This is a genomic window from Monashia sp. NPDC004114, assembly GCF_053603855.1.
This window is the reverse complement of sequence record NZ_JBSGGK010000003.1, coordinates 274,097-299,169: the sequence shown is the minus strand read 5'-3', so window position 1 is coordinate 299,169 and position 25,073 is coordinate 274,097. Positions and strand designations below refer to the sequence as shown.

The 25,073-nt window shown below is 71.5% G+C and carries 25 protein-coding genes; 17 read left to right on the top strand and 8 right to left on the bottom strand.

From position 1 onward, the window contains the following. Window positions 1-2: 2 nt before the first annotated feature. The 3 genes from ACWEOW_RS06235 to ACWEOW_RS06225 are packed head-to-tail and all read left to right on the top strand — an operon-like array spanning window position 3 to window position 2,880. On the top strand, window positions 3-728 hold the full coding sequence (locus ACWEOW_RS06235) for an esterase family protein (protein ID WP_452268303.1): 726 nt from the start codon (window positions 3-5) through the stop codon (window positions 726-728). Further along, the gene (locus ACWEOW_RS06230; protein WP_452268302.1) at window positions 728-2,140 is read left to right on the top strand and encodes a M20/M25/M40 family metallo-hydrolase; all 1,413 of its coding nucleotides are present in this window, start codon (window positions 728-730) and stop codon (window positions 2,138-2,140) included. Before ACWEOW_RS06235 ends, ACWEOW_RS06230 begins: the two co-directional genes overlap by 1 nt. After that, complete coding sequence (locus ACWEOW_RS06225; RefSeq protein WP_452268301.1) at window positions 2,137-2,880, top strand: glutamine amidotransferase; 744 nt, start codon at window positions 2,137-2,139, stop codon at window positions 2,878-2,880. The genes ACWEOW_RS06230 and ACWEOW_RS06225 overlap by 4 nt, the downstream gene beginning before the upstream one ends. Here ACWEOW_RS06225 and ACWEOW_RS06220 read toward each other — a convergent pair. Beyond that, a complete protein-coding gene (locus ACWEOW_RS06220) occupies window positions 2,846-3,535 on the bottom strand; it encodes a lysoplasmalogenase (RefSeq protein WP_452268300.1) in 690 nt (229 codons plus the stop codon). The genes ACWEOW_RS06225 and ACWEOW_RS06220 overlap by 35 nt on opposite strands. A 36-nt stretch (window positions 3,536-3,571) precedes the next feature. On the opposite strand from ACWEOW_RS06220, the gene ACWEOW_RS06215 reads away from it, so the two are divergent. From ACWEOW_RS06215 to ACWEOW_RS06185, 7 genes are all read left to right on the top strand, one after another. Then, window positions 3,572-4,771, top strand: coding sequence for a Gfo/Idh/MocA family protein (locus ACWEOW_RS06215; protein ID WP_452268299.1), 1,200 nt, complete (start codon window positions 3,572-3,574; stop codon window positions 4,769-4,771). Between the two features lie 88 nt (window positions 4,772-4,859). Further along, window positions 4,860-5,270: a hypothetical protein gene (locus ACWEOW_RS06210; protein ID WP_452268298.1), complete on the top strand. Its 411-nt coding sequence runs from the start codon at window positions 4,860-4,862 to the stop codon at window positions 5,268-5,270. Window positions 5,271-5,340: 70 nt separating this feature from the next. Beyond that, window positions 5,341-7,110 carry an ABC transporter substrate-binding protein gene (locus tag ACWEOW_RS06205; protein WP_452268297.1) on the top strand — a complete coding sequence of 590 codons (1,770 nt, stop codon included), beginning with the start codon at window positions 5,341-5,343 and terminating at the stop codon, window positions 7,108-7,110. Window positions 7,111-7,128: 18 nt separating this feature from the next. After that, window positions 7,129-7,794 carry a nucleotidyltransferase family protein gene (locus ACWEOW_RS06200; RefSeq protein ID WP_452268296.1) on the top strand — a complete coding sequence of 222 codons (666 nt, stop codon included), beginning with the start codon at window positions 7,129-7,131 and terminating at the stop codon, window positions 7,792-7,794. Between the two features lie 10 nt (window positions 7,795-7,804). Beyond that, window positions 7,805-8,692: an AAA family ATPase gene (locus ACWEOW_RS06195; protein ID WP_452268295.1), complete on the top strand. Its 888-nt coding sequence runs from the start codon at window positions 7,805-7,807 to the stop codon at window positions 8,690-8,692. 11 nt (window positions 8,693-8,703) lie between these two features. Beyond that, window positions 8,704-9,831, top strand: a complete 1,128-nt coding sequence (locus ACWEOW_RS06190; protein ID WP_452268294.1) for a vWA domain-containing protein — start codon at window positions 8,704-8,706, stop codon at window positions 9,829-9,831. Further along, window positions 9,824-10,990, top strand: a complete 1,167-nt coding sequence (locus tag ACWEOW_RS06185) for an XdhC family protein (protein ID WP_452268293.1) — start codon at window positions 9,824-9,826, stop codon at window positions 10,988-10,990. Before ACWEOW_RS06190 ends, ACWEOW_RS06185 begins: the two co-directional genes overlap by 8 nt. Window positions 10,991-11,014: 24 nt before the next feature. Here ACWEOW_RS06185 and ACWEOW_RS06180 read toward each other — a convergent pair whose 3' ends face one another. Beyond that, window positions 11,015-11,428 (bottom strand): nuclear transport factor 2 family protein, encoded by a 414-nt coding sequence (locus ACWEOW_RS06180; protein ID WP_452268292.1) that lies wholly within the window; start codon window positions 11,426-11,428, stop codon window positions 11,015-11,017. Between the two features lie 70 nt (window positions 11,429-11,498). On the opposite strand from ACWEOW_RS06180, the gene ACWEOW_RS06175 reads away from it, so the two are divergent. Further along, window positions 11,499-12,233, top strand: a complete 735-nt coding sequence (locus ACWEOW_RS06175) for a FadR/GntR family transcriptional regulator (RefSeq protein ID WP_452268291.1) — start codon at window positions 11,499-11,501, stop codon at window positions 12,231-12,233. Here ACWEOW_RS06175 and mgrA read toward each other — a convergent pair. Continuing rightward, a complete protein-coding gene (gene mgrA / locus ACWEOW_RS06170) occupies window positions 12,202-13,245 on the bottom strand; it encodes an L-glyceraldehyde 3-phosphate reductase (protein ID WP_452268290.1) in 1,044 nt (347 codons plus the stop codon). The genes ACWEOW_RS06175 and mgrA overlap by 32 nt on opposite strands. Before the next feature lie 188 nt (window positions 13,246-13,433). On the opposite strand from mgrA, the gene ACWEOW_RS06165 reads away from it, so the two are divergent. Genes ACWEOW_RS06165 through ACWEOW_RS06150 form a run of 4 tightly spaced genes read left to right on the top strand, consistent with a single transcriptional unit; the run spans window position 13,434 to window position 18,013 of the window. Beyond that, on the top strand, window positions 13,434-13,964 hold the full coding sequence (locus ACWEOW_RS06165; protein WP_452268289.1) for a (2Fe-2S)-binding protein: 531 nt from the start codon (window positions 13,434-13,436) through the stop codon (window positions 13,962-13,964). Beyond that, window positions 13,961-16,408 carry a xanthine dehydrogenase family protein molybdopterin-binding subunit gene (locus tag ACWEOW_RS06160; RefSeq protein ID WP_452268288.1) on the top strand — a complete coding sequence of 816 codons (2,448 nt, stop codon included), beginning with the start codon at window positions 13,961-13,963 and terminating at the stop codon, window positions 16,406-16,408. Before ACWEOW_RS06165 ends, ACWEOW_RS06160 begins: the two co-directional genes overlap by 4 nt. Next, window positions 16,405-17,262 (top strand): FAD binding domain-containing protein, encoded by an 858-nt coding sequence (locus ACWEOW_RS06155; protein ID WP_452268287.1) that lies wholly within the window; start codon window positions 16,405-16,407, stop codon window positions 17,260-17,262. The genes ACWEOW_RS06160 and ACWEOW_RS06155 overlap by 4 nt, the downstream gene beginning before the upstream one ends. A 7-nt stretch (window positions 17,263-17,269) precedes the next feature. Further along, entirely contained in the window at window positions 17,270-18,013 is a 744-nt protein-coding gene (locus ACWEOW_RS06150) for an SRPBCC family protein (protein WP_452268286.1), read from the top strand. Between the two features lie 147 nt (window positions 18,014-18,160). Here ACWEOW_RS06150 and ACWEOW_RS06145 read toward each other — a convergent pair whose 3' ends face one another. Together ACWEOW_RS06145 and ACWEOW_RS06140 are read right to left on the bottom strand one after the other, a co-directional pair. Further along, window positions 18,161-18,856 (bottom strand): class F sortase, encoded by a 696-nt coding sequence (locus ACWEOW_RS06145; protein ID WP_452268285.1) that lies wholly within the window; start codon window positions 18,854-18,856, stop codon window positions 18,161-18,163. Between the two features lie 68 nt (window positions 18,857-18,924). After that, a complete protein-coding gene (locus ACWEOW_RS06140; RefSeq protein ID WP_452268284.1) occupies window positions 18,925-19,581 on the bottom strand; it encodes a hypothetical protein in 657 nt (218 codons plus the stop codon). Between the two features lie 259 nt (window positions 19,582-19,840). Between ACWEOW_RS06140 and ACWEOW_RS06135 the strand changes: the two genes are divergently transcribed. Further along, window positions 19,841-21,214 (top strand): L-serine ammonia-lyase, encoded by a 1,374-nt coding sequence (locus tag ACWEOW_RS06135; RefSeq protein WP_452268283.1) that lies wholly within the window; start codon window positions 19,841-19,843, stop codon window positions 21,212-21,214. Between the two features lie 21 nt (window positions 21,215-21,235). On the opposite strand, the gene ACWEOW_RS06130 is transcribed toward ACWEOW_RS06135, so the two are convergent. Beyond that, window positions 21,236-22,552, bottom strand: coding sequence for a glycoside hydrolase family 1 protein (locus tag ACWEOW_RS06130; RefSeq protein ID WP_452268282.1), 1,317 nt, complete (start codon window positions 22,550-22,552; stop codon window positions 21,236-21,238). A 53-nt stretch (window positions 22,553-22,605) separates the two neighbouring features. Between ACWEOW_RS06130 and ACWEOW_RS06125 the strand changes: the two genes are divergently transcribed. Continuing rightward, window positions 22,606-23,799 carry a molybdopterin molybdotransferase MoeA gene (locus tag ACWEOW_RS06125; RefSeq protein WP_452268281.1) on the top strand — a complete coding sequence of 398 codons (1,194 nt, stop codon included), beginning with the start codon at window positions 22,606-22,608 and terminating at the stop codon, window positions 23,797-23,799. A 10-nt stretch (window positions 23,800-23,809) separates the two neighbouring features. Here the strand turns inward: ACWEOW_RS06125 and ACWEOW_RS06120 are convergent, their stop codons facing one another. Together ACWEOW_RS06120 and ACWEOW_RS06115 are read right to left on the bottom strand one after the other, a co-directional pair. Beyond that, entirely contained in the window at window positions 23,810-24,664 is an 855-nt protein-coding gene (locus tag ACWEOW_RS06120) for a DMT family transporter (protein WP_452268280.1), read from the bottom strand. A gap of 15 nt (window positions 24,665-24,679) precedes the next feature. Beyond that, window positions 24,680-25,018 carry a YciI family protein gene (locus tag ACWEOW_RS06115; protein ID WP_452268279.1) on the bottom strand — a complete coding sequence of 113 codons (339 nt, stop codon included), beginning with the start codon at window positions 25,016-25,018 and terminating at the stop codon, window positions 24,680-24,682. Between the last annotated feature and the right edge of the window lie 55 nt (window positions 25,019-25,073).

The window sequence follows — 25,073 nt, the reverse complement described above, 5'->3', positions numbered from 1 at the left end:
CGATGAAGGTGACCGACCGTTGGTACTCCGACCGACTCGGGCAGGACATCACCGTGGCCCGGTGGGGCACCTACGGGATGCCCGTCCTGCTCTTCCCCACCGCCGGGGGCGACGCGGAGGAGGTCGAGCGGCACAAGCTCATCCGCCACCTCATGCCGCTCATCGACGCCGGCCGCGCCAAGGTCTACTCGTGCGACAGCGTCGCGGGCAAGGCGATGGCCGAGAACGTCGGGTCCACGGAATACCGCATGGCGTTGTTCAACGCCTTCCACGACGCGGTCGCACAGGAGGTCATCCCGGCCATCCATTCGGACGTGGGAGGTCACCTGCCGGTGGTCGTCGCCGGCGCCTCGATCGGTGCCTTCAACTCGCTGGCCATCGCGTGCCGCTACCCGAGCCTGGTCGATGCGGCCGTCTGCATGAGCGGCACGTATGCGATCGAGAAGTTCATCGGCGGCCGGTTCACCGACGACATGTACTTCAGCTCGCCCTTGCACTTCCTGCCCGACCTCCACGGTCCGGACCTCGACCTGCTCCGGCGCCGGATGATCATCCTCGCGTCGGGCAGCGGGCAGTGGGAGGACGTCGGCGAGTCCTGGGCAGCGGCGAATATCTTGGGCGCCAAAGGAATTCCCAACCGTGTCGACGACTGGGGGCCCGCCTACAGCCACGACTGGCCGACCTGGTGGGCGATGCTGCCGACCTACCTCGACGACCTGCTGCCGTGATGGACGTCCCACCTGTCCCCGAGCCGGCCCCGGCGACCCCCCTACCTGTCGACCTCGTCGCGGCGCTCCGCTCCGGGGTGGACGAGGGTATGCCGCGTGCCCTGGTCGACCTCGCAGCTCTGGTCGCGCATCGCTCCGTCGCCGACCCCGCGGTCGAGGCCGAGAGCGAGTGCCGGGCCGCCGCGGAGCACGTCGCCGACCTCGTGCGGGAGCTGGGTCTGGCCGTCGACCTGATCCCGGCGCCGAACGGGGCCCTGCTCGTGCACGGCCGGGCCGAGGGTCCGCCGGGGGCGCCGACGGTGCTGCTCTACTCCCACTACGACGTCCAGCCCGCCGGAGACCCCGAGGCGTGGACGTCCGACCCGTGGGTCCTCACCGAGCGCGACGGCCGGTGGTTCGGTCGCGGCTCGGCCGACTGCAAGGGCAACCTCGTGGCGACGCTCGTGGCCCTGCGCGCGGTGAAGGCCGTCCAGGGCGGCTGGCCGTGCGGCATCGTGCTGGTCTGCGAGGGGTCCGAGGAGCAGTCGAGCCCGGGCATCGAGCACCTGCTGCCCGACCGGCCCGACCTCGTGGCCGCCGACGTCATGGTCGTGGCCGACACCGGCAACGTGGCGCTCGGAGTGCCGACAGTGACGACAACGCTGCGAGGCACCGGCAGCGTCACCGTGACGGTGCGCACCATGGAGGGCCCTGCCCACTCCGGCATGTTCGGGGGTGCAGCACCCGACGCGCTCGCGGCGCTCGTGGCCACGCTCGCCTCGCTCCGCGACGAGCGTGGCGACACGGTCATCGACGGTCTCGACAACACCGCCCTGTGGGACGGCAACCCGTATGCCGCGGACGACTTCCGTGCCGACGCCCGCGTGCTCGACGGGGTCGAGGTCCTCACGGGCGCGCACGGCGGGATCGCCGAGATGCTGTGGGCGCGCGCCAACGCGACGGTCGTGGCCATCGACGCACCGTCGGTGTCGGGCGCGACGGCCGCGATCCAGCCGACTGCCCGCGCCCTGGTGGCACTCCGGGTCCCCGCCGGGATGGACGCAGTCCACGCGCAGCACGCCCTCGCCGAGCACCTGCGCTCGCACACGCCGTGGGGAGCGCAGGTCGAGGTGCACCCGGTCTCGTCGAGCCAGCCGTTCCGGGCGCGCACGGACGGGCCCGCGTACGCCGCCCTGGCACAGGCGATGCACACGGCATACGGCCGGCCCATGGTGACGACCGGCCAGGGCGGCTCGATCGCTCTGGCCAACACCCTCACCCAGCTGCACCCTGACGCCGAGCTGCTCCTCATCGGAGTGGAGGAGCCGGGCTGCCGCATCCACGCGCCGAACGAGTCGATGCACCCCGACGAGCTCCAGCGGACTGCTCTGACGCAGGCGCTCCTGCTCGCCATTCTCGGGGAGGCCCGGTGACGACGCGGCTGCCGTTCCTGCTGCTGACCTCGCGTGCCGACGACCACCTGGCGCAGCAGGAGCGAGATGGCTTCCTGCGGATCACCGGGCTGGACGCGTCCGAGGTCGTGCACCTGCGCATCGAGCAGGGACCGTTCACCCCGCTCGACGCGCGAGCCTACGCCGGCGTGGTGCTCGGGGGCAGCCCGTTCACCGTGACCGACCCGCAGGAGTCGAAGTCGCCCGACCAGCGTCGGGTCGAGGACGAGCTGACCGTCTTCATCCGCGAGCTCGTCGAGCAGGGCGTGCCCTATCTCGGGCTCTGCTACGGCATCGGAGCCACGAGCCTCGCGCTGGGCGGCGTCGTGGACCGACAGTTCGGCGAGCCGGTCGGGACGACGACCGTGTGCCTCAACGACGCCGGGCGAGCCGACCGTGTGACGGGCTCGCTGCCACAGGAGTTCACGGCGTTCGTCGGTCACAAGGAGGCGTGCACCGAGCCCCCGCCGGGCGCCGTCGTCCTGGCCACGAGCGAGGCGTGTCCCGTCCAGGCCTACCGGCTCGGTGAGACCGGCTACGTGACACAGTTCCATCCCGAGCTGGAGATCGAGACGTTCGTCAACCGGATCCATGCCTACGCCCACCTCGGCTACTTCCGTCCGGAGGAGAAGGACGCTCTCATCGAGCAGGCGATGACGGCCGACGTGTCGGCCGCCCACGGCATGCTCAGAGGGTTCGTTCGCGAGTTCGCCGCGTCATGACGCCGCGCACGATGAGGGTCTGCCCGACGACGTAGGTGAGCATCACCCAGAAGGCGTGTTGCGGCAGGTCGAGGCCGGTGAACTCGCCGAGCGCGATGAGGGCGTCGGACGCCATGAAGACCGCGCCCCCGACGCCCGCCAGGGTCGAGACGCCGGTCGACAGGACGGCCATCGAGCTCAGCGCGAGCCCGTAGACGACGACCGGCACGAACAGCGACCCGGCTCCCGCCCGGCAGGCGACCACGAGCGCGACGAACGCGACGGCATACGGGACGACATAGAGCCACGAGCGCCCGGCCACGCTCTCCCGGCGCAGCGGCCAGAAGGTCACGACGTAGGCGACCTGGGCCACCAGGAAGAAGCCCACCATGACGAGGAACGAGGAGTCGTCCGGAGCGAGGTCGGGGGCCGCGTCGCCGAGGAACGAGAAGCCCAGCGCCACGAGCGTTCCGTTGACCAGCCGTCCGCGCGGCGTGGGCACCGCGAGCGCGAGGGCAAGGGCCAGCAGCGGCATGAGCAGGTCCTGGGTGACCTCAGCGAGGGGACCCGTGACGTCACCGAGCTGGGTCGCCAGATGCACGACGGTGACGAGGGCGAGAGCGCCGAAGGCGACCGGGGCGCGGCCGACGGCAGTCTCGGCTGGGGCGAGGCTCATGCGCACACCGTATGCCGGTGTGGTCGACTGTGGCGCATGACCTCCGAAGACGACGTCCGGATCGGGATCATCGGCTTCGGCCTGCGCGCCAGCCTCGCCCGGTGGGCTCACCAGCCCGGCGAGGGCTCGCGTGTCGTGGCCGTCTGCGACACCTCCGAGCGCGGACGTCGTGACGCTGCGGCCGCGCTGCCCGATGCGCGCATCACCGCCGACCTGGCGGCGATGCTGCGCGACTCGGCCGACGGCACGTGCTCGCTCGACGCCGTGCTCGTCCTCACGCCTGACCACGTGCACGCTGAACATGCGACGGCCACTCTCTCGGCCGGCATACCTACTTTCGTGGAGAAGCCGCTCGCGACGACGGTCGACGACGCCGACCGGATCCTCGCCGCAGCACACCGCACGGGGACCCGCCTCTACGTCGGGCACAACATGCGGCACATGCCGGTCGTGCGGGCGATGCGGGACATCGTCGAGGCGGGAACGATCGGCGATGTCAAGGCGATCTGGTGCCGGCATTTCGTCTCGGCCGGCGGCGACTTCTACTTCAAGGACTGGCACGCGGACCGGTCGATGACGACCGGCCTGCTGCTGCAGAAGGGCGCGCACGACATCGACGTCATCCACTGGCTCGCCGGCGCCTACACCCGGCGCGTCAGCGCCGTCGGCGCGCTCGCCGTCTACGGCGACATCCCCGAGCGCCGCGACAACTCCGACCGACGGATGGCCGACTGGTACTCGCTCGAAGCCTGGCCGCCCACCGAGCAGCGCGACCTGCACCCGGTCGTCGACGTCGAGGACATCTCGATGGCCAACCTCGTGCTCGACGGGGGCGTTCTCGCGTCGTACCAGCAGTGCCACTTCACACCGGACTACTGGCGCAACTACACCGTGATCGGCACCAGGGGCCGTCTCGAGAACTTCGGCGACGGCCCCGGGGCGGTCATCAAGGTCTGGACGACTCGCAGCGACGCCTACCGTGAGGACGCCGACGAGGTCGTGCAGGTCCCGCCCGCGGACACCTCCGGGCACGGCGGGGCCGACCCGCTGCTCATCGCCGAGTTCGTCCGGTTCGTCCGCGACGGCGGCCCGACGATGACCTCGCCCGTGGCGGCCCGCGAGGCAGTGGCGGCCGCCTTCGCCGCGACGACCTCGCTGCGCTCCGGCGGGGACGCGGTGGACGTGCCTTTGCTCGCCCCCGAGCTCGCCGCGTGGTTCGCCGGCGGCCAGGAGTAGGTAGCGTCGTATCAGCGGGCTCCGGAGGGGCTCTGACTGGGACAGCCGCGCGCGAGCGTGGCACCGAACCTCCGGCAAGGACCCCAGCATGAGCGTCGGCGACATCCCCCTCCTCAAGGCACCGGATGCCTGGCCCGTGCCCGTCGTCGCCACGATCGCGATGGTGTGCCTCGCCGGGCTCGACCTGGTCGGCGCGCTCCTGGCCAAGGAGTGGGCCACGCACGGCGGCATCCGCGCGCTCGTCCTCGGGGCCGGGACCTTTCTGGTCCTGTTCTGGGTGTACGCGTCGTCGCTGAAGTACGCCGAGCTGTCGCTCGTCACGATGGGCTGGGTGGTCATGCTCCAGGTGGGGCTCGTCCTCATCGACACGTGGCGGTACGGCGTGGCGCTGCCGCCTGGCAAGTGGGTCGCCATCGGCGTCGTGCTCGTCGCCCAGGCGTATCTCGTGCTCGGTCCGTCAGCCACGACGGCGGGCGCCGCTGCCAGTGGGTCCGGATAGACTTCGGCAGGTTGGGGTGAGCCGCGGCAGCGGCGGCGACTCCTGCCGCCCCCGCCCGAAGGATCCTCGTATGCGCCGACGTGTCGCCCGCCCTGTGGTCGTGGCCGCCTTCGGCATGCTCGCCCTCGTCGCCGCGGGCTGCACGACCCCTGACGGGTCGGCTCCGGTCGGCTCGGAGACCGCTGCCGGCGTGAGCACCCCGCTCAAGCCCGCGCCGAGCCCGCTCGTCGTCGAGACCGTCTTCGACCACACCTCGCTCGACCCCAGCCGCACCTTCAACCGCAGCGGCGCGATGCTGTCCAAGGCTCTTTACCAGACCCTGACGACGCTCGACCCCTCCGACCCGACGAAGGTCGTGCCCGGCCTCGCCGAGTACACCCTGTCCCCCGAGGGCAAGTGGCTCACCATGCGCCTGCGCAAGGGTCTCGTCTTCGCCGACGGCACGCCGATCACCTCCGACGACGTCATCTTCACGCTCGAGCGCTCGAAGGGCCGCGGTGGCAACGCCGCGTCGATCCTCGGCACGGTGAACGTCACCAAGGTCGACGACCGGACGTTCACGATCGCCTCGCCCGGCGCCAACTTCGCCCTCCCGGCCATCCTGGCCAACCCGGCATACGGCATCCTCAACTCGGCGACGGTCAAGGCCAACGGCGGCGCGATCGGCCCGGGCGACACGTCCGGCACGTACTTCGCGACGCACTCCGCAGGCTCGGGGCCCTATGTCCTCTCGGGAGTCTCGGCCCGCGGCGAGCTGACCCTCGAGGCCAACCCGAACTGGTCGGGCGATGCGCCGGCCTTCCCGCGCGTCGTGGTGCGGGACGCCACCCCCCAGCAGCAGCTGGCCGACGTCACCGCAGGCACCGCCGATGTGGCACTCGACCTGTCGCCGATGCAGGCCGCCGCCATCGGGAGCCGGCCGCAGCAGACGCCGGTCACCGTGACGACGATGCGGTCCTCGACGCTCGCCTTCCTCATGCTCAACCGCAACAAGGCCGTCAACCAGTGGACGCCCAACCGCGACTTCGACGAGGCAGTGCGTCTCGGGATCGACCGCGAGGCTCTGGCTCTGGCATCCGGCGACGCGACCCCGGCTGCCGGGCTGATCCCGGCTGGGATCGTCGGAGCTCTCGAGAACGGCGTCGTGCCCACCTCGCCACCGCCCGCGACCGCGGCCGACCCGGGCGCGACGACGGGGACCCCCGCTCCCGATGCGACCACCGGCACGAGCGGCACGACCGGCACCGGCACAGGAACGCCTGCCCCACCGACGGTCGGCACGACCGAGCTGCCGCTGGTTCCCGAGCGAGACGTGCCCGCCGCCAAGGCGGCCCTGAGGCGGTCCGGTTACCACGGCCAGCCGATCCCGCTGTCGTATGCCGCAGACCTGCCGATCGAGGGAATCCCGCCGGCCACCCTCGCCACCCTCGTCAAGAAGCAGCTGGCCGAGATCGGGATCACGGTGACCCTCGCGCCCAAGCCCGCCGCCCAGGCGCTGGCCGACTATCGCGCCGGCCGCAGCGCGCTCAGCATCTGGAGCTGGAGCCCCGACTACCCCGACCCGGAGAACTACCTCGCCTTCGCGCCGAGCGAGCTCGTCGGCGCCAGGGCCGGCTGGGCGCTGGGTGCCGACCCCGACATCGACGACCTCACGGCCGCCGCGAGCGCGTCGCTCGGTGACGACCGGGCCTCGGCGTATGCCGCCTGGCAGATCGCGATGAACCAGCGGAGCCCGTTCGTGCCGCTCATCCAGCCCTACTCGCACTCCGCGAGCGTCGAGCGGGTCCACGACCTGCCTGGAAACCCGGTCTGGCCGCTCGACCTCGCCCGCGTCCGCTGACCCGGTAGCGTCCGGGGGATGAGCGAGATCCCTCGTCCGCGAGCCCCGCACGTACGCGGGCTGGTGCTGGCCGCCGGAGCGGGCCGTCGCATGGGCGGTCCGAAGGCGCTGGTCCGGCCGAGTGCGGAGGCCGCGACGCTCGTGGAGCGCGCCGTGACCGTCCTGCACCACGGCGGCTGCACCGGTGTGACCGTCGTCGTCGGCGCGGCGGGCGAGGAGGTCGCGGCGGTCGTGGGCCATCTCGGCCGGGACGTCGACGTCGTGCCGTGCCCCGACTGGGACGAGGGCATGGGCGCCTCCCTGCGGGCCGGCCTCAGCGCCCTCGCCAGGACGACCCACGAGGGAGAGGGAGCGGTCGACGCCGCCCTCGTCACCCTCGTCGATCTGCCGGACGTCACCTCCGAGGTCGTCGCCCGGGTCCTGGCCGGGTCGCGGGGTCCACTGCGGGCGAGCCTGGTCCGGGCGGCATACGACGGCGTGCCGGGGCACCCGGCCCAGGTCGGCCGCGACCATTGGGTGGGCGTCAGCGAGTCGGCGGCCGGCGACCGCGGCGCCCGCGACTACTTCCGGACCCACGAGCACGACCTCGTCGAGTGCGGCGACCTCGCCACCGGCCGCGACGTCGACACCCCCGCCGACCTGGACCGGGCGGCCGGCGCTTCCACCGGCGCCGATTCTCGGTAATGCTCGGGGCATGGACCACGTGTTCGCGAGCCCCGGTGACGTCAGCGCAGCCCTCGGTGGCACCGGGTACCTGACCGACGACGCGCTCGCGACCGTCACGTTCCTGGCATCCCGCCTCGACCGCCCGCTGCTGCTGGAGGGCGAGCCGGGGACCGGCAAGACCGCCCTGGCCGAAGCGCTCGCGCTGGCGCTCGACCTGCGCCTGATCCGGCTCCAGTGCTACGAGGGCATCGACGCCACCCAGGCCCTCTACGACTGGGACTTTCCCCGCCAGATCCTGCACCTGCGCGCCGTGGAAGCACTGGCCAAGGACGAGCGCCGTGACGCGACCGAGCTCGAGGCCGAGCTGTTCGACGAGCGGTTCCTGCTCGCGAGACCCGTGCTCGAGGCGCTGCGCTCGGCGCCGTGCGTGCTGCTCATCGACGAGATCGACCGGGCCGACGACGAGTTCGAGGCGTTCCTGCTCGAGGTGCTCTCGACGTGGCAGGTGACGATCCCGGAGCTCGGCACGGTCAGCGCCCCGACGCCACCCCTCGTCGTGCTCACCTCCAACCGGACCCGCGAGCTGCACGACGCGCTCAAGCGGCGTTGTCTCTACCACTGGATCGACCACCCGAGCCTGGCCCGCGAGCTCGAGATCGTGCGCACCCGCCTGCCCGAGGTGCCGGACGCGCTCGCCGAGCAGGTCGTCCGGCTCGTGCAGCTGCTCCGCACGTCCGGCGACCTCATCAAGCCACCAGGCGTGGCCGAGACGCTCGACTGGGCGCGGGCGCTCGAGACGGTCGGAGCGACCCGCCTCGACCCGGAGGTCGCCGCCGCGACCCTGGGCGCCGCCCTGAAGTACCGCGAGGACTCCGAGCGGATCCGCGCGTCGCTCGACAAGCTCCTCACCGCGTGAGGCAAGGCTCCATGGACGACGGTTGGCCCGGCCCCGAGCGCGGCGACCAGGAGGTCGGCCTCCTGCTCGGCTTCGCTCGCGCCCTGCGTGCGGCCGGCCTGCGCGTCACGGCGGACCGCGAACGAACCTTCCTGTCGGCCGCTGCAACCGTGGGGATCGGTGAGCGCGGCCACGTCTACTGGGCCGGGCGGGCGACGCTCACCTCGGTACCAGCGGACTTCCCGATCTACGACGAGGTGTTCGAGCGCTGGTTCGGCGACGAGGACATCAAGCCGGGCCAGCGCGTCGACATCTTCCGACCGCCCGTCGTGCAGGCTCCTCTCGACAGCGGCGAGGGCGAGGCCGGGGGCGACGACGACGCCGAACGGCTCCAGGTCCAGGCGAGCACCCAGGAGGTGCTGCGGCACCGCGACGTCGCCAGCCTGAGCGCGACCGAGCGGGCGCGGGCGGCGCGGATGTTCGCAACCCTGCAGCCCCGCTCGCCGGTGCGCCGGGCGCGTCGGCACGTGCGGTCGTCGACGGGCCCGGTCGACGGCACCGCGACGCTGCGGGAGCACCTGCGCCGCATGGGTGAGCCCGGACGGATCCATCACCGTCGCAAGGGAGTTCGAGCGCGGCGGGTCGTCCTGCTCATCGACGTGTCTGGGTCCATGAGCCCGTATGCCGACAGCCTCCTGCGCCTGGCCCACACCTTCGTGCGGGCGACGCCGCAGGTCGAGGTGTTCACCATGGGCACACGCCTGACGCACGTGACGAAGGCACTGGACGAGCGCGACCCGGACCGAGCGCTCGCCGCGGCCGGCAAGGTCGTGCCCGACTGGTCCGGGGGAACCCGGCTGGGCGAGGTCATCGGTGCGTTCCTGGACCGCTGGGGGCGACGGGGCATGGCGCGCGGTGCGGTCGTTGTTGTCTTCTCAGACGGCTGGGAGCGTGAGGGACCGGAGGTGCTCGGTGAGCAGATGCGACGTCTCGCGGCGCTCGCGCACCGGGTCGTCTGGGCCAACCCGCATCGCGGGAAGGTCGGGTACGAACCCGTCCAGCAGGGCATCGTCGCGGCCCTGCCCTACATCGACGACTTCGTCGCAGGTCACTCGATCGCGGCGTTCGAGGAGCTGATCGAGGTGGTAGCCCGTGCGTGAGGTGCTGACCGAGCTGATGCAGTGGTGGTCGGCCGGCGAGACCGTCGCCGTCGGGACCGTGGTCGGCACGTGGCGCTCGGCGCCGCGGCAGCCGGGTGCCTCGATGCTCGTCGGCCCTGGCGGCGAGGCCGTCGGGTCCGTCTCGGGCGGCTGCGTCGAGGGCGCCGTCTACGAGCTGGGCCAGGAGGTCGTCGACAGCGGTCGGCCGGTGCTGCAGCGCTACGGCGTCAGCGACGACGACGCGTATGCCGTCGGGCTGACCTGCGGGGGCATCCTCGACGTGTTCGTCGAGAAGGTCTCACGCGAGACCTTCCCCGAGCTCGGCGACGTCGCCGCCGACATCGAGGGCGGGCGGCCCGTCGCGGTCGCCACCGTCATCGAGCATCCGGAGCCGACGTGGCTCGGGCGTCGCCTCGTCATCCGTCCCGAGGACGACGACGACGTCGCTGCGACCGCCCAGGGCTCGCTGGGCAGCGGACGCGTCGACGACGCGGTGCGCGACGACGCCCGCGGGATGCTGGCCCAGGGCAGCACCGGCATACTCACCTATGGCCCCGACGGTGAGCGACGCGGCGAGGGCATGCGTGTGTTCGTCGCGTCCCATGCCCCCAAGCCGCGGATGCTCGTGTTCGGCGCGATCGACTTCGCGGCCGCCGTGGCTCGGGTCGGATCGTTCCTCGGGTATCACGTCACGGTGTGCGACGCGCGTCCGGTCTTCGCGACGAAGTCACGCTTCCCCGGCGCCGACGAGGTCATCGTCAAGTGGCCGCACGACTACCTCCAGCACGAGGTCGACGAGGGCCGCGTCGACGCGCGCACGGTCATCGCCGTGCTGACCCACGACCCGAAGTTCGACGTCCCGCTGCTCGAGGTCGCCCTGCGGCTGCCCGAGGTCGCGTACATCGGGGCCATGGGGTCGCGCCGGACCCACGAGGACCGGCTGGAGCGGCTGCGGGAGGCCGGTCTCACCGATGCCGAGCTGGATCGGATGAGCTCACCGATCGGGCTCGACCTGGGTGCCAGGACGCCGGAGGAGACCGCCGTGTCGATCGCGGCGGAGATCATCGCCCAGCGCTGGGGCGGCCGCGGCGAACGGCTCGGGTCCCTCGAGGGTCCGATCCACCACCATCACCCCGCCCACGAGCATCCCGAGCCGTGAGCCTTGATGTCGGCGACCGGGGCGTCACGGGCCCTGGTCGCCGTCCCTGCGGCGGACGTAGTACTCCGTGAAGTCGCGGCACCGTCCCTCGTCGTCGAAGCGCATGACGAAGCAGTTGTCGTAGGTCCGGACGATCGGCCCCTCGGGCGTCTCGCGGTACCGCGACGTGCCCGTGGCCACGACGGTGTCGCCGTCGACCGCGACCGGGGCGTATGCCGCCTCGTACGTCCCAGGCGCATCGCGCGTCGAGGCGTCGTCCGAGTCGGAGTCGCCGAGCCAGGACGCGACGACGGCGTCGCGACCCGTCACCGGATCGTCGTTGGGGTGGTACCGGTAGGCGACGTCCTGGCTGAACAGCTCCCCGATGTCGCCGGGGTCGTAGGACAGCCAGGCGGCGACGTAACGGTCGAGCCAGGCTTGGGCACGCTCACGCTCCATCGGCTCACCCTAGCCCCGCCGTGGTCCAACCTCTTGATGAGTCGGGCTGCGGGTGGCAACGTGGTCCTTCGTGCCCGACACCCATCCGTCCGGCGGCTTCACCCCGGTGCCGCGGCGCTCGGTCGCCGACGGGGTCTTCGCCGAGCTGCGCGACGCCATCCTGACGAACCGGTTCGCCGCCGGCGACCTGCTGCCGCCGGAGCGGGAGCTCGCCACCTCCTTCGCCGTCAACCGCCACGCGGTGCGCGAGGCGCTCCAACGCCTCCAGATCGCCGGTTTCGTCCGCATCGTCCACGGTGGGGGCACCTGGGTGCTCGACATCCGGCGCAGCGCCGGGCTCGACCTCCTCGCGCACATCGCACGGTCCGGCGAGCTCGACCCTCTCGTGCTGCGCGACGGCCTCGAGATGCGCCGCTGCATCGGCATGGAGGCGGCCCGCCTCGCCGCCACCCGCGGAACGGCCGCCGCCCATGCCCGCATCCTCGACGCGGCGCGGGGCTACGCGGCCAACGAGTACCTCGACGCGGACCGGGCGTTCTGGGACGAGGTCGTGGAGGCCAGCGGCAACTTCGCCTTCCGCCTGGCCCTCAACTCACTCGTCCAAGCCATCGACAACAGCCCCGACTCGATGGATGCCGTCCTGGCCGGGGACCGCGCGGACCTGCTCTCCCACGCCCCCCTCGCGGAGGCCATCGCCGCGCGGGACGCCGACCTCGCGATCCGGCTCGCCGACCAGATCCTGACCCAGGCGGTCGACGTGTGGTCGATGCTGCTCAACCAGAGCTCGACCTCTTCCACAGATTGATCCCGCCCTCGACCGCGTGCTTGTCGATGCGGTCGAGCTCGGCGTCGTCGAAGTGGAGGTTCTGCAGGGCTCCGAGGCTGTCCTCGAGCTGGGCCACGGACGACGCGCCGATGAGCACCGACGTGACCCGGGCGTCGCGCAGCACCCACGCGAGGGCGAGCTGCGCGAGCGACTGGCCCCTCGAGCGGGCGATCCGGTTCAGGGCCCTGACGTGCTTCATCGTCTGCTCGTCGAGGAGCTTCGGAGACAGCGACTTCCCTTGTGCCGCACGGGATCCCGCCGGAATGCCCTTGAGGTACTTGTCCGTGAGCATGCCCTGGGCAAGCGGCGAGAACGCGATGCACCCGACCCCCTCCTCGCCGAGCACGTCGAGCAGGTCCTCCTCGACCCAGCGGTTCAGCATCGAGTAGCTCGGCTGGTGGATGAGCAGCGGGGTGCCCATCTCACGCAGCATCGCGATCGCCTCGCGGGTGCGCGTCCCGGAGTAGGACGAGATGCCCGCGTAGAGCGCCTTCCCTTGTCGCACAGCGGAGTCCAGCGCGCCCATCGTCTCCTCGAGAGGAGTCGTCTCGTCGAAGCGGTGGCTGTAGAAGATGTCGACGTAGTCGACGCCCATCCGGGCGAGCGACTGGTCGAGCGAGGACAGCAGGTACTTCCGGCTTCCGCCGCCCTGGCCGTACGGCCCCGGCCACATGTCGTAGCCCGCCTTCGTCGACAGGACCAGCTCGTCGCGGTAGCGCTTGAAGTCCTGGGCGAAGATCGTGCCGAAGTTGCGCTCGGCCGACCCGTAGGGCGGGCCGTAGTTGTTGGCCAGGTCGAAGTGCGTGACGCCGAGGTCGAACGCGCGTCGCAGGGTCGCCCGCTGCCGGTCGATCGGCACGTCGTCACCGAAGTTGTGCCACAGCCCGAGCGACACGGCGGGCAGATCGAGCCCCGAGCGACCGGTGCGCCGGTAGGTCATCGAGTCGTAGCGGGAACGCTGGGCCTGGTAGTCGTCGGCGTGGAACGTCATGACCCACAGTCTTGCCGGAACCGCGACCACCACGGAAGTCGGGGCGCCCTGGGAACGCGCGCCCCCGGCATACGGCCCGTGCCCAGGGACGACGCGCAAGGTATGCCGTAACCCTTGTCAGGCAGTCGAGCCCGAGCAAGACTCAGCGAGGGGAAGTCAACTGCAGCGCGGCAGGAGGACAAAGAGCAATGACTCGTATCACCGTGACCGTCGACGGAATCAGCTATACCGACGAGGTCGAGCCCAGGACTCTCCTGGTCCACTACCTACGCGAGACGCTCGGCAAGACCGGGACCGTCGTCGGGTGCGACACCAGCAACTGCGGGGCGTGCACCGTCCATCTGGACGGGGAGAGCGTGAAGTCCTGCAACGTCCTCGCCGTGCAGGCCGACGGCCACGAGGTGACCACCATCGAGGGGCTGGCGAGCAACGGCCGGCTCCACCCGATGCAACAGGCCTTCCACGAGAACCACGCCCTCCAGTGCGGGTACTGCACGCCGGGCATGATCATGCAGGCCTGTGACCTGCTCAAGAACAACCCGGACCCGAGCGAGCAGGAGATCCGCGAGGGGCTCGAGGGCAACCTGTGCCGCTGCACGGGCTACCACAACATCGTCAAGGCGGTGCGCGCCGCTGCCGACGCCATGGCCGCACCAGCGCAGGAGACCGCTGACGCCGAACAGGCCGAGGCGCCGGCACCTGCGGGGGTGGCGTCATGACCATCACCGAGGACCGTGCGGCCGCTCCGGCCGCCGAGGTCGGCAAGGCCAGGCGCCGCAAGGAGGACCAGCGACTCATCACCGGCCGCACCCGGTGGACCGACAACATCAGCCTCCCCGGCATGCTGCACCTCGCCATGGTGCGCAGCCCGTTCGCCCACGCGAACATCAGGTCCATCGACGTGACGCAGGCCAAGTCGGCACCGGGTGTCGTCGATGTCGTCACGGGCGCGGACGTCAAGGACTTCCAGGGCGTCGTCGCGAACGCCTGGCCGATCAGCGCCGAGCAGAAGGCTCCGACGCACCTTCCCATCGTCGTCGACCACGTCGCGTGCGCCGGGGAGATCGTCGCGGTGGTCGTGGCCCGCACGGCAGCTCAGGCCCGCGACGCCGTCGAGCTCGTCGATGTCGACTACGAGGAGCTGCCCGCCGTCCTCGACCTCAAGGAGGCGGCCGCGGACACGGTCCTCGCACACCCCGATCTCGGGACGAACAAGTCCGCCTTCTGGCAGCTCGACTCGGCCGCGCAGGGCTCCGGAGGTGACGTCGACGAGGCGATCGCCAAGGCTCGCACCGACGGCATCGTCATCGAGCGCGAGTACCGCCAGCAGCGCCTCATCCCCTCCTTCATGGAGCCGCGGTCGACGGTGGTCGACCCCACCGGGGAGCAGATGGCGGTCTGGTCCTCGACGCAGGTCCCGCACATCCTGCGGTTCCTCGTCGCGGCGACGACCGGTTTCCCCGAGTCCAAGCTGCGGATCATCGCCCCGGACGTGGGCGGCGGCTTCGGCGGCAAGCTCCAGACGACGCCCGAGGAGTTCGCGACCATCGCGGTAGCCCGGCGGGTCGGCAAGCCCGTCAAGTACACCGAGACCAGGTCCGAGTCGCTCCTGTCCGGCCACCACGGCCGCGACCAGTGGCAGAAGCTGACCCTCTCCGCGGAGAAGGACGGCACGGTCACAGCCCTCAAGGTCGAGCTGCTTGCCGACATGGGGGCCTATGTCGCTCTCGTCGGCGGCGGGGTGCCGGTGCTCGGCGCCTGGATGTACAACTCGATCTACAAGTTCCCGGCATACCGCTTCAACGTCCAGACGGTCCTGACCAACAAGACCTGGGTGGATGCGTACCGCGGCGCCGGCCGCCCCGAGGCGACGTACGCCATCGAACGGCTCATGGACGAGCTGGCCGTCGAGGTCGGCGTCGACCCCCTCGAGATCCGGGAGAAGAACTGGATCAAGCACGACGAGTTCCCCTTCGACAGCGTCGCCGGGATGCAGTACGACTCCGGCAACTACGAGGCGGCCACGGCACGCGCGAAGGAGCTGTTCGACTACGACGGCCTGCGGGCCGAGCAGAAGCAGCGCCGTGAGTCCGGCGACCCGGTCCAGCTCGGCATCGGCATCTCGACGTTCACCGAGATGTGCGGCCTGGCCCCGTCTCGGGTCCTCGGCGTGCTCAGCTACGGTGCGGGCGGCTGGGAGAGCGCCAGCATCCGGATGCTCGCCACGGGCAAGGTCGAGGTCATCACGGGCGCCTCAGCGCACGGGCAGGGGCACGAGACGGCGTGGAGCCAGATCGCCGCCGACCGCCTGGGGATCCCGTTCGAGGACATCGAGGTCCTCCACGGCGACACTCAGATCGCCCCGAAGGGCATGGACACCTACGGCTCGCGCTCGCTCGTGGTCGGGGCCGAGGCGGTCGTCCGTGCCGCCGACAAGGTGATCGAGAAGGCGAAGCCGATCGCGGCTCACATGCTCGAGGCGAGCGTCGACGACATCGAGTTCAACGCCGGACGCTTCGGCGTCAAGGGCACCGACCGCGGCGTCACGATGCCCGAGGTCATGCTCGAGACGTGGACCTGCCACGACCTGCCGGAGGGTGTGGAGGCGAGCATCGACGCGGATGCGACGTTCGACCCGAACACGTTCTCCTTCCCGCACGGCACCCACCTGTGCGCGATGGAGGTCGACACCGAGACGGGGGCGACGACGATGCGCAAGTACGTCGCCGTCGACGACATCGGCGTCATCGTCAACCCGCTCATCGTCCAGGGACAGGAGCACGGCGGGATCGTCCAGGGCATCGCCCAGGCGCTCTGGGAGGGTGCCGAGTTCGACGACCAGGGCACCCTCGTGACCGGCTCCTTCGTGGACTACACGCTGCCGACGGCGGCCGACACGATCAGCCTCGTGACCGACCACACGACTTCGCCCTCGACGTCGAACACGTTGGGCACCAAGGGAGTCGGCGAGGCAGGCACGATCGCCGCGACGCCCGCCGTGGTCGGGGCGATCGTCGACGCGGTCCGGCATCTCGGGGTGAGCGACATCGCCATGCCGTGCACACCGGAGCGTGTGTGGAAGGCGATTCAGGCCGGAGCCCCGGTCAGCACCGAGGGCGAGCGCGATGCCGCGCCACACTTCGAGCAAGGAGGTGCCCAGTGATCCCGGCAACGTTCGACTACGTCGCGCCGACGACCGTTCAGGACGCCGTCGCCGCACTCGCCGAGCACGGCGACGAGGCCAAGGTGCTCGCCGGCGGCCAGTCGCTGCTGCCCATCCTGAGGATGCGTCTCAACGCGCCATCGGTCGTCGTCGACCTCGGCCGCATCCCCGAGCTCCAGGGGATCTCCGAGGATGGCGACCACCTGGTGATCGGCGCCATGACGACGTATGCCGCGCTGCTGGCCTCCGAGGCCGTGGCGACCCACGCGGCGCTGCTGTCCAAGGCGGTCGCGACCGTGGCGGACCCGCAGATCCGGCACCGCGGCACGGTGGGCGGCGCGCTCGTGCACGCCGACCCGGCCGGAGACGTCGGGGCGCCCGCCCTCGCGCTCGAGGCTGAGCTCGTCATCGCCGGAGCCGGCGGGTCGACCCGGACGGTGGCTGCGGAGGACTTCTTCGAGGACCTCTTCACCACGGCTGTCGGTGACGGCGAGCTGCTCACGCAGATCCGGATCCCGAAGCACACCGGGTGGGGAGCGCACTACGAGAAGTTCGTGCGGGTCAGCCACCAGTGGTCCATCGTCGGGATCGCGGCCACGGTGCGCAGCGAGGGCGGCTCGATCGCAGAGGCACGGGTCGGCCTGACGAACATGGGCTCGACTCCCTTGCGGGCCAAGGCCGTCGAGGCGGCACTCGTCGGGCAGCCCGCGACCGACGCGGCAGTGCGGGCGGCCGTGGCATCCGTCGCCGAGGGCACCAACCCGCCGTCCGACCTCAACGGCGACGCGGACTACCGCAGGCACCTGGCCACGGTGCTGACCCGGCGCGCGGTGCTGGCCGCGGCAGGGGCGTGAGCGGCTGATGGAGCTGACCCACTCGTTCACGGTGCCGACCTCGGTCGACGACGCGTGGGCCCTGTTCATGGACCTCGAGCGCGTCGGCGGATGCTTCCCGGGCGCCACCGTGACCGAGGCGACCGACGACGGCTTCTCGGGCACGGTCAAGGTCAAGCTCGGGCCCATCGCGCTGCTGTATGCCGGTTCGGGCTCCTTCGTCGAACGCGACGACGCGGCGCACCGGGCCGTCATCGAGGCCAAGGGCAAGGACAAGCGCGGCAACGGCACGGCGGGCGCGACGGTGACGGTCCAGCTGTCGCCCGACGGCGACGGCGCCAAGGCCGAGGTGGTCACGGACCTCGCGGTGACGGGCAAGCCCGCGCAGTTCGGCCGCGGGGTGATGCAGGACGTGAGCGACAAGCTGCTCCAGTCCTTCGTCGCCTGCATCGAGACCCAGCTGACGGCGGGAGCAGCCACCGCTGGTGCCCCCGCCGAAGCGCTGGCCGCGTCCACGTCCGCCGAACCCGCCAGCGTCGCCTCGCCCGCCGCCACGGCGGGCGAGGCGAGTCCGGTGTTCGGAGCTGAGGAGACGTCGTCGCCGCGCGCGCCGACGTCGTCGCGGCCGGCCCCGACCGAGTCGGAGGACGACGCGCTCGACCTCGGCTCGGCCGTCCTGCCCGTCCTCATCCAGCGGTATGCCGGCTACGCCGCAGCCGCGGCCGTCGGCATCCTCGTCGGCTGGCTCATCGGGCGCCGCGGCTCCGACTAGCCCGAACCCAACCACCCCCACCGCAACACACCGAGCACTCGGAAACATCGACGGAAATAACCATCACAGTTTGCGGCTGCTCGGTGTGTTGCCTTCGGGGCGGCACGGGGACGGGTGGTGACGGAGACTCGGGCGCCGAGGCTCCGACTAGGTGCGGTTGACCGGGGTGGCGATGACGAGGCTGTTGTCGTCGTAGTTCTGGGCCAGGGAGTTCCAGCTACCACCGCACGTCGTCAGGAAGAGGCGCTCGGGGCCGCTGAAGTCGTAGAGGTTCTGCGACGTCACGAGGTGCGGGTAGTCGGTCTTCGGGACGTCCCGCCACACCCTCGAGACGGCATACGAGCACACGGAGCCGTTGTCCATCCGTATGTCGATGCGTTGTCCGACCGCGACCCGGGCGGCGAAGTCCTCCTTGAAGATGGCCGAGTCGTTGCGGAACGTGTGTCCGTTGGTCAGCACGGTGCCGGTGCCCGAACCGGGACGCGGGCCGGCGGCATACCAGCCTGCCTTGGTCCGGTCCTTGGGTGTTCCGAGCGGCTGGCGCCCCTGGGCGTCGGGCGCCGCCTTCTCGTCGAGCCCGATCCGTTCGAACGGGGCATTGACGTCGAGCGCGCGGATGACGAGGCGCTTCGGGTCTCCGACCCGGCACGTCGACGACGGCCGAGTGAGGGTGGCCGTCGTGGACGGCGCCGGGTGCTGCGGCGATGACGACGATCCGCCGCTCGTGCCTGGCGAGGCTTCGGCGACGCTCGCCGGTGGGATCGGTCGCAGGACGAGGAACCCGAGGCCCGCCACCAGCAGGATCGCTGCGAGAGCGACGAGAACGGGTCTCCTACCGGGCATGACTCATTGTCCCCACGGGTCCGACCGGTCGCTCCCCCGAGATGTGGCGACCGGTCGGGACGCTCGGGTCAGCCGTGGTCGGCGTGACGGCGCCGACGGGTCAGGTCACCGGCGACGAGACCGGCGCTGGCAAGCAGCAGCCCGGTTCCGACGATGCCGTTGAGCGGGTTGGTGTCACCGGCTCCACCGGTTGCCGGCGCCCCCGCACCAGGCGTCTCGCCACCGCCACCGCCACTGGGTGTCGTGGGCGGCACCGTCGTCGGCGGTGTCGTCGTGGGTGGCACCGTGCTGGTCGCCGGAGTCGACGTCGGTGGTGTGGTGGTCGGCGGAGTCGAGGTCGGCGGCGTGGTGGGCGGTGTCGAGGTGGGCGGTGTCGAGGTCGGCGGCGTCGAGACGCCGCACGCGGCGATGCCCGGGTCCGAGCCACCGATCTGCACGACGACCGACTTGTCCTGGGCGTCGGAGAACGTGTCGCCGACATGGGGCGCGGAGCTCTTGCCGGTCAGTGAGGCCCAGTCGACGAAGATCGGGTTCTTGCCCGACTTGAGGATCTCGTTCTGGTGCGGTTTCTGCACGAACTTGCACACCCAGACCTGGTGGGGGTCGCCGGGAGTGGCGTGTGCGGTCATGCCGGTCGCGAGCGTGACCATGCCTGCGAGTGCCAGTGCCGCCGCACTGACCAGGGTCACAGCACGTTTGGGTATCTGGAAGGAACTCTCGGTCATCTTGGTATCCACTCTGAGTCGAGTTGGCGCCGTAGCGCGGCACCAGAGCCCCCGAGCAGCCCCTGTAGGACCCTCCATCAGCGACGATATTCCTCCCGGATCGGCCCCGAGGGGGCTTGCGGAGCATTTGACATAAACCCTGCAGGAAACGAGCAGAAACGCGGGGGTGTGCATCGGGGGCTCCGCGGGACGTAGGCTCGATCGGATCGTCCACACCCCAGGGCGGTCGCTGTCAGCGACGACACGAAGTCAGGACACCATGGCGCTCAGCGTTTTCGACCTCTTCTCGATCGGCATCGGGCCGTCGAGCTCGCACACCGTGGGGCCCATGCGGGCTGCGGTGCTGTTCGCCGAGCGGCTGCGGGACGAGGGAAAGCTCGGAGAGGTCGCTCGAGTGCGCGCCGAGCTCTTCGGCTCACTGGGCGCCACCGGGCACGGCCACGGCAGCGACAAGGCGGTCCTGCTCGGCCTGACCGGCGAGCGGCCCGAGCTCTGCGACCCCCGCGCTGTCGAGGGCCGTCTGGCGCAGATCCGAGAGCAGGGCCGGATCGCGGTCCTCGGCGAGCACGAGATCGCGTTCAACGAGGGCGAGGACCTCGTCATGCACCGCCGCAAGTCGCTGCCGTTGCACCCGAACGGCATGACGTTCACGGCCTTCGACGTCGACGGCGAGGTCCTCTCCGAGCACACGTACTACTCCGTCGGCGGCGGTTTCGTCGTCGGGGAGGGCGCCGACGGGTCGACGAAGATCGTCGAGGACTCCACGCCCGTGGCCCACCCGTTCCGCACCGGCGACGAGCTGCTTGCGCACTGCCGCGAGACCGGCAAGTCGATCGCCCGGATCATGCTCGAGAACGAGCTGTCGTGGCGCAGCGAGCAGCAGGTGCGTGACGGGCTGCTCGACATCTGGCGCGTGATGAAGGAGTGCGTCCGCAACGGCAGCGAGACCGAGGGCGTTCTGCCCGGGGGCCTCAAGGTGCGCCGCCGCGCGCCTGAGCTGGCCCGCCGCCTGGCCGTGGAGGGGTCGAGCGACGACCCGCTGCGCGGCATGGACTGGATCACGCTCTACGCCCTCGCCGTGAACGAGGAGAACGCTTCCGGCGGACGCGTCGTGACGGCCCCGACGAACGGAGCGGCCGGCATCATCCCTGCGGTCCTGCACTACTACGTGAACTTCGTGCCGGGGGCCAACCGCGACGGGATCGTCCGCTTCCTGCTCACGGCGGGTGCCATCGGGGTGATCTACAAGGAGACCGCCTCGATCTCGGGGGCCGAGGTCGGGTGCCAGGGGGAGGTCGGGTCGGCCTGCTCGATGGCCGCGGGCGCCATGGCCGCCGTGCTCGGCGGGACGCCCGAGCAGGTGGAGAACGCCGCCGAGATCGGCATGGAGCACAACCTCGGGCTGACCTGCGACCCGGTCGGCGGCCTGGTCCAGATCCCCTGCATCGAGCGCAACGCCATCGCGTCGGTGAAGGCCGTCACCGCTGCACGCACGGCCCTGCGGGGCGACGGCTCGCACGTCGTCTCGCTCGACAAGGTCGTCAAGACGATGCGTGAGACCGGCCGGGACATGAAGGTGAAGTACAAGGAGACGGCCCGCGGCGGCCTCGCCGTCAACGTCATCGAGTGCTGAGGCGGGACCGGGTCCTCCCCATCAGCGATGGTGGCCCGTCTCGCGGCTCACCGGATACGTCTGTCCCGCAACGTATTTCGCGTACATCTCGCGCGTGACGCCGCCCTCGCGCGCGAGCTCGGCGAAGAAGCGGCCCGACGCCTTCACCGTGCGTTCCTGGGTCTCGTAGTCGAGCGCGACGAGGCCGAACCGCGGCACCTCGCCGTCGGTCCACTCCCAGTTGTCGACGAAGCACCAGTGGTAGTACCGCTCGACGGGCACACCCCGTGCGCGCAGCCCGGACACGACGGCCAGGTGCTCGTGCAGATAGCGCGAGCGGAACGCGTCGGTGTTGTCGCACGTGCCGTTCTCGGTGACCCAGACAGGCAGGCCGAACTCCTCCCAGGCCCACGTGGCCGTATCGCCCAGCCCCGCGGCATACACCTCCCAGCCGAGGTCGTTGACGGGGACGCCGGCAGGCGTGCCGTCGTCGAAGCGCGTGACGGTCGTGCGTGAGTAGTAGTTGAGGCCGAAGAAGTCGGCGTACCGTCCCCGCCTGATGCCGCGTGGGCGGCGCAGCGGTGCCCGGAACTCCCCGGTCGTCATGGCCCGGGTGATCGCGCCCTGGAAGAGATGACGCATGGCGGGAGTGAGCGCGCGGTGCCACGGGTTGCGGGGGTTGCCCGGCTGGAACGGGCGAAGGTGGTGCGCGACCCCTACCTTTGTCGCGAGCCCCGGCAGGCGGTCGTGGATGAGGGTGTAGGCGCGGATGTGCGCCTCGGCGAGGGCGGCGTAGACGCGCATCGCCTGCGGAAGGCTGCGCCGGCCGGGTGGAAAGTCGCCGAAGACATAGGCGCTCGTGACATAGACGTTGGGCTCGTTGACCGTGACGTACTCGCTGACCAGGTCACCGAAAGCCGACACGACCCGGTCGACGAAGCGGAGGAACACCTCGACCGCGTCGGTCGCGAGCCACCCGCCGCGCTGCTCGAACCACGTCGGCGCGCTGAAGTGGTGCAGGGTCAGCAGCGGACGGACACCCAGGCTGTGCAGCAGCTCCAGCTCCTCGCGGTAGCGCGCGAAGGCCTCCTCGTCGAAGCCGCCGGGGCTCGGCTCAAGCCGGGCCCACTCGACACCCATCCGGTAGATGCGCACCTCCAGCGACCCCATGAGCTCGGTGTCCTCACGCCAGCGCCGCCAGTGGTCGGTGGCCCGGACCGGGCTCGACCCGTCCTTGATCCGGCCGGGCTGCTGCGCCCACGCCGTCCAGGTGCTCGCGACGTCGCCGCCCTCGATCTGCGTCGCCGCCGTGGCCACCCCGAGCAACAGGCCGTCCAGCCTGAAGTCCTCCGTCGTCATGGTGGTCCATCCTGCCGTCTCGCGTGCGTTCTTCCTGCGGCACACTGGGCCGCGTGCCACACGTCTCCGTCGCCGACCACCGCGCAGCGGTGGCGGCCCTGGTCGGGTCGTCAGCCGTCGAGCGGGTCGCGATCGACCGAGCAGCCCGCACCCGGCGCGTCGCCGTCGACCTCGTCGCCGCCGACGACCTCCCCCGCTTCGACTCCAGCGCCATGGACGGGTATGCCGTCCGCCCGGACGAGCCGGGCCAGCGGGCTTTCCCGGTGGTCGGGGACGTGCCGGCCGGCTCGGCGCCGGAACGCCCGCTCCAGCCGGGTGAGGCCTGCCGGGTGATGACCGGGGCCCGCGTCCCCGAGGGGACCGTGGCGGTCGTCCCGGTCGAGCAGACCGATGCCTCACCGACAGGACCGACGCCGGCGCAGGTCGTCGTCGCGGGCGAGGTGGAGCCGGGACGGCACATCCGCCGTCGCGGCGAGGACGTGTCGGCCGGGAGCGTCATCGCGCCTGCCGGCACCGAGGTCACCCCCGCGCTCATCGCGCTCGCGCGGTCGGCCGGCTGCACCACCGCCCAGGTGTACGTACCGAGCCGGCTCGCCGTCGTCGCGACCGGCGCCGAGCTCACCGCGCCCGGCGTCGACCCGGGCCCGGGCGGCATCCACGAGTCGAACTCACACATGGTCGCCGCGCTCGCCGAGGCCGCGGGATGTGTGGTCGCCCGCATCGAGTCGTGCACCGACGAGCCCGACCGGCTGCGCGCGCTGCTCGACGCACTCGACGCGGACCCTTCGATCGACGTCGTCGTCACCACCGGCGGTGTGAGCGCCGGGGCTCACGAGGTGGTCCGCCAGGTGTGCGAGCCGCTCGAGTCGTTCTGCTTCGTCCATCTCGCGATGCAGCCCGGTGGCCCGCAGGGGCTGGGCCGCTACGGCTCAACCCCCGTGGTGTGCCTGCCTGGCACCCCGGTCGGTGCCTTCGTGGCCTTCCACGTTCTGGTTCGACCGGCGCTCGACGCGCGGCACGGCGCGCTGGCGCGACCGGCGCGCTCAGCGGCATACCGCGGCGCTCGCAGGCGGACCCGAGCGGGAAAGGTGCAGTTCCTCACCGGGGTGCTGCACGACGACGGCACCGTGACCGTACCCGATGCGCGGCACCTGACGGCGTTCGCCGCCGGCAACGCCCTCATCGAGGTGCCCGAGGGTGTCGACGAGCTCCTCGACGGTGACCGGGTCGTCGTGCACGAGGTGTGAGCCGGCCCGCTCACGCGGGCGACAGCCCCCGGGCGAGCTGGACCGCGCCGCCCACCACCACCGCGACACAGAGCAGGTATGCCGCGACATGCCCAGGTGAGAGGGGCAGCCGCTCGTGCAGCAGGGCCGCGCCGAGCACGACCGCGACGACGGGGGCCGTTGCCTCGTTGGCCGGGAAGCTCGCCGCAAGGGAGCCCACCTGGAAGGAGACCTGGGTCAGGACCAGCGCGGCCGCGCCGACCAGCAGGAGGCACCCGAGGGCGACCCACCCGTCCGGTTCGGTGAGCCCCGCGGGGCCGGAGCGCTGCCAGGTCGTGGCCACGGCGTCGAGCAGCACTCCGACGAGGCCGAACCCGGCGCCGGCCACCGCGCCGTAGACCGCCGCCCGGACGGTCGAGGATGCCGTGCGCACCGAGATCAGCAGGACGGCGCCGACCGACGCGGCGGCCACCAGGGCCCAAGCGGCGTGGGCGGCCGGAAGGGCGGATGCCTGGCCGGGGTCCCCGACCAGGGCGAAGAAGACGAGGAGTGATCCGAGGATGCCCGCGCAGGCGGCGTAGTCCCGCCAGGTGGGGGCGGGGCCACCGAGCAGGCGCCCGACCGGCAGGGCTATGGGGAGGGCGAGGACGAGCAGCGGCTGGACCAGCAGGACCGGCCCGGTCGCCAGCGCGACGACCTGCAGGCCCAGCCCGACGGTGTCGCCGCCGACGGACGCCAGCCACCGCGGGTCGCGGGCGAGCCGCAGGACACCGCGGGCATCGGCCCGGCCGGTGTCACGGTGGGCCGCGCGGTGCTGCACCGCGGTGGCGGTTCCGTAGGCGACCGCGGACATCACCGCACAGGGCAGTGCGACTCCGAGAGACACGCCTCGTGAGCCGCGTCAGGCAGGCGAGTTGGTCGGGTCGGCGACCCAGGGGCCGAGGGGCGGGTCCCACAGCCGGATCACCCGGCGCAGGACGTAGCCGCCGAGCCAGTAGGGGTCCTGGTCGAAGACCGCAGTCACGTCCTCGACGGACTCCCCGGACACCACGATGAGCGCCGCGTTGGAGGCCTCCTGGTCGGTGGGCTCGCCCTCGCTCACCTCGTCGACCCCGTCCTTGTACATCCCGCCGACGAGCAGACCGGGCAGCGAGGTCAGCCACTCGCGGTGCTCCGGCCGGATGGTCAGCATCTCGGTGGCGTCGTCGGGGTAGGTGTAGTGGATCGCGAAGATGGGCACGCTGTCCTCCAGGGCTCGTCGGGGTCGTCGGGGTCGGGTCACGTCGTGGGCGCCG

Coding starts and splice junctions, on each gene's coding strand:
- ACWEOW_RS06235 (WP_452268303.1), top strand. CDS start 3: ATGAAGGTGACCGACCGTTGGTACTCCGACCGACTCGGGCAGGACATC.
- ACWEOW_RS06230 (WP_452268302.1), top strand. CDS start 728: ATGGACGTCCCACCTGTCCCCGAGCCGGCCCCGGCGACCCCCCTACCT.
- ACWEOW_RS06220 (WP_452268300.1), bottom strand. CDS start 3,535: ATGAGCCTCGCCCCAGCCGAGACTGCCGTCGGCCGCGCCCCGGTCGCC.
- ACWEOW_RS06215 (WP_452268299.1), top strand. CDS start 3,572: ATGACCTCCGAAGACGACGTCCGGATCGGGATCATCGGCTTCGGCCTG.
- ACWEOW_RS06210 (WP_452268298.1), top strand. CDS start 4,860: ATGAGCGTCGGCGACATCCCCCTCCTCAAGGCACCGGATGCCTGGCCC.
- ACWEOW_RS06205 (WP_452268297.1), top strand. CDS start 5,341: ATGCGCCGACGTGTCGCCCGCCCTGTGGTCGTGGCCGCCTTCGGCATG.
- ACWEOW_RS06200 (WP_452268296.1), top strand. CDS start 7,129: ATGAGCGAGATCCCTCGTCCGCGAGCCCCGCACGTACGCGGGCTGGTG.
- ACWEOW_RS06195 (WP_452268295.1), top strand. CDS start 7,805: ATGGACCACGTGTTCGCGAGCCCCGGTGACGTCAGCGCAGCCCTCGGT.
- ACWEOW_RS06190 (WP_452268294.1), top strand. CDS start 8,704: ATGGACGACGGTTGGCCCGGCCCCGAGCGCGGCGACCAGGAGGTCGGC.
- ACWEOW_RS06180 (WP_452268292.1), bottom strand. CDS start 11,428: ATGGAGCGTGAGCGTGCCCAAGCCTGGCTCGACCGTTACGTCGCCGCC.
- mgrA (WP_452268290.1), bottom strand. CDS start 13,245: ATGACGTTCCACGCCGACGACTACCAGGCCCAGCGTTCCCGCTACGAC.
- ACWEOW_RS06165 (WP_452268289.1), top strand. CDS start 13,434: ATGACTCGTATCACCGTGACCGTCGACGGAATCAGCTATACCGACGAG.
- ACWEOW_RS06160 (WP_452268288.1), top strand. CDS start 13,961: ATGACCATCACCGAGGACCGTGCGGCCGCTCCGGCCGCCGAGGTCGGC.
- ACWEOW_RS06150 (WP_452268286.1), top strand. CDS start 17,270: ATGGAGCTGACCCACTCGTTCACGGTGCCGACCTCGGTCGACGACGCG.
- ACWEOW_RS06145 (WP_452268285.1), bottom strand. CDS start 18,856: ATGCCCGGTAGGAGACCCGTTCTCGTCGCTCTCGCAGCGATCCTGCTG.
- ACWEOW_RS06140 (WP_452268284.1), bottom strand. CDS start 19,581: ATGACCGAGAGTTCCTTCCAGATACCCAAACGTGCTGTGACCCTGGTC.
- ACWEOW_RS06135 (WP_452268283.1), top strand. CDS start 19,841: ATGGCGCTCAGCGTTTTCGACCTCTTCTCGATCGGCATCGGGCCGTCG.
- ACWEOW_RS06130 (WP_452268282.1), bottom strand. CDS start 22,552: ATGACGACGGAGGACTTCAGGCTGGACGGCCTGTTGCTCGGGGTGGCC.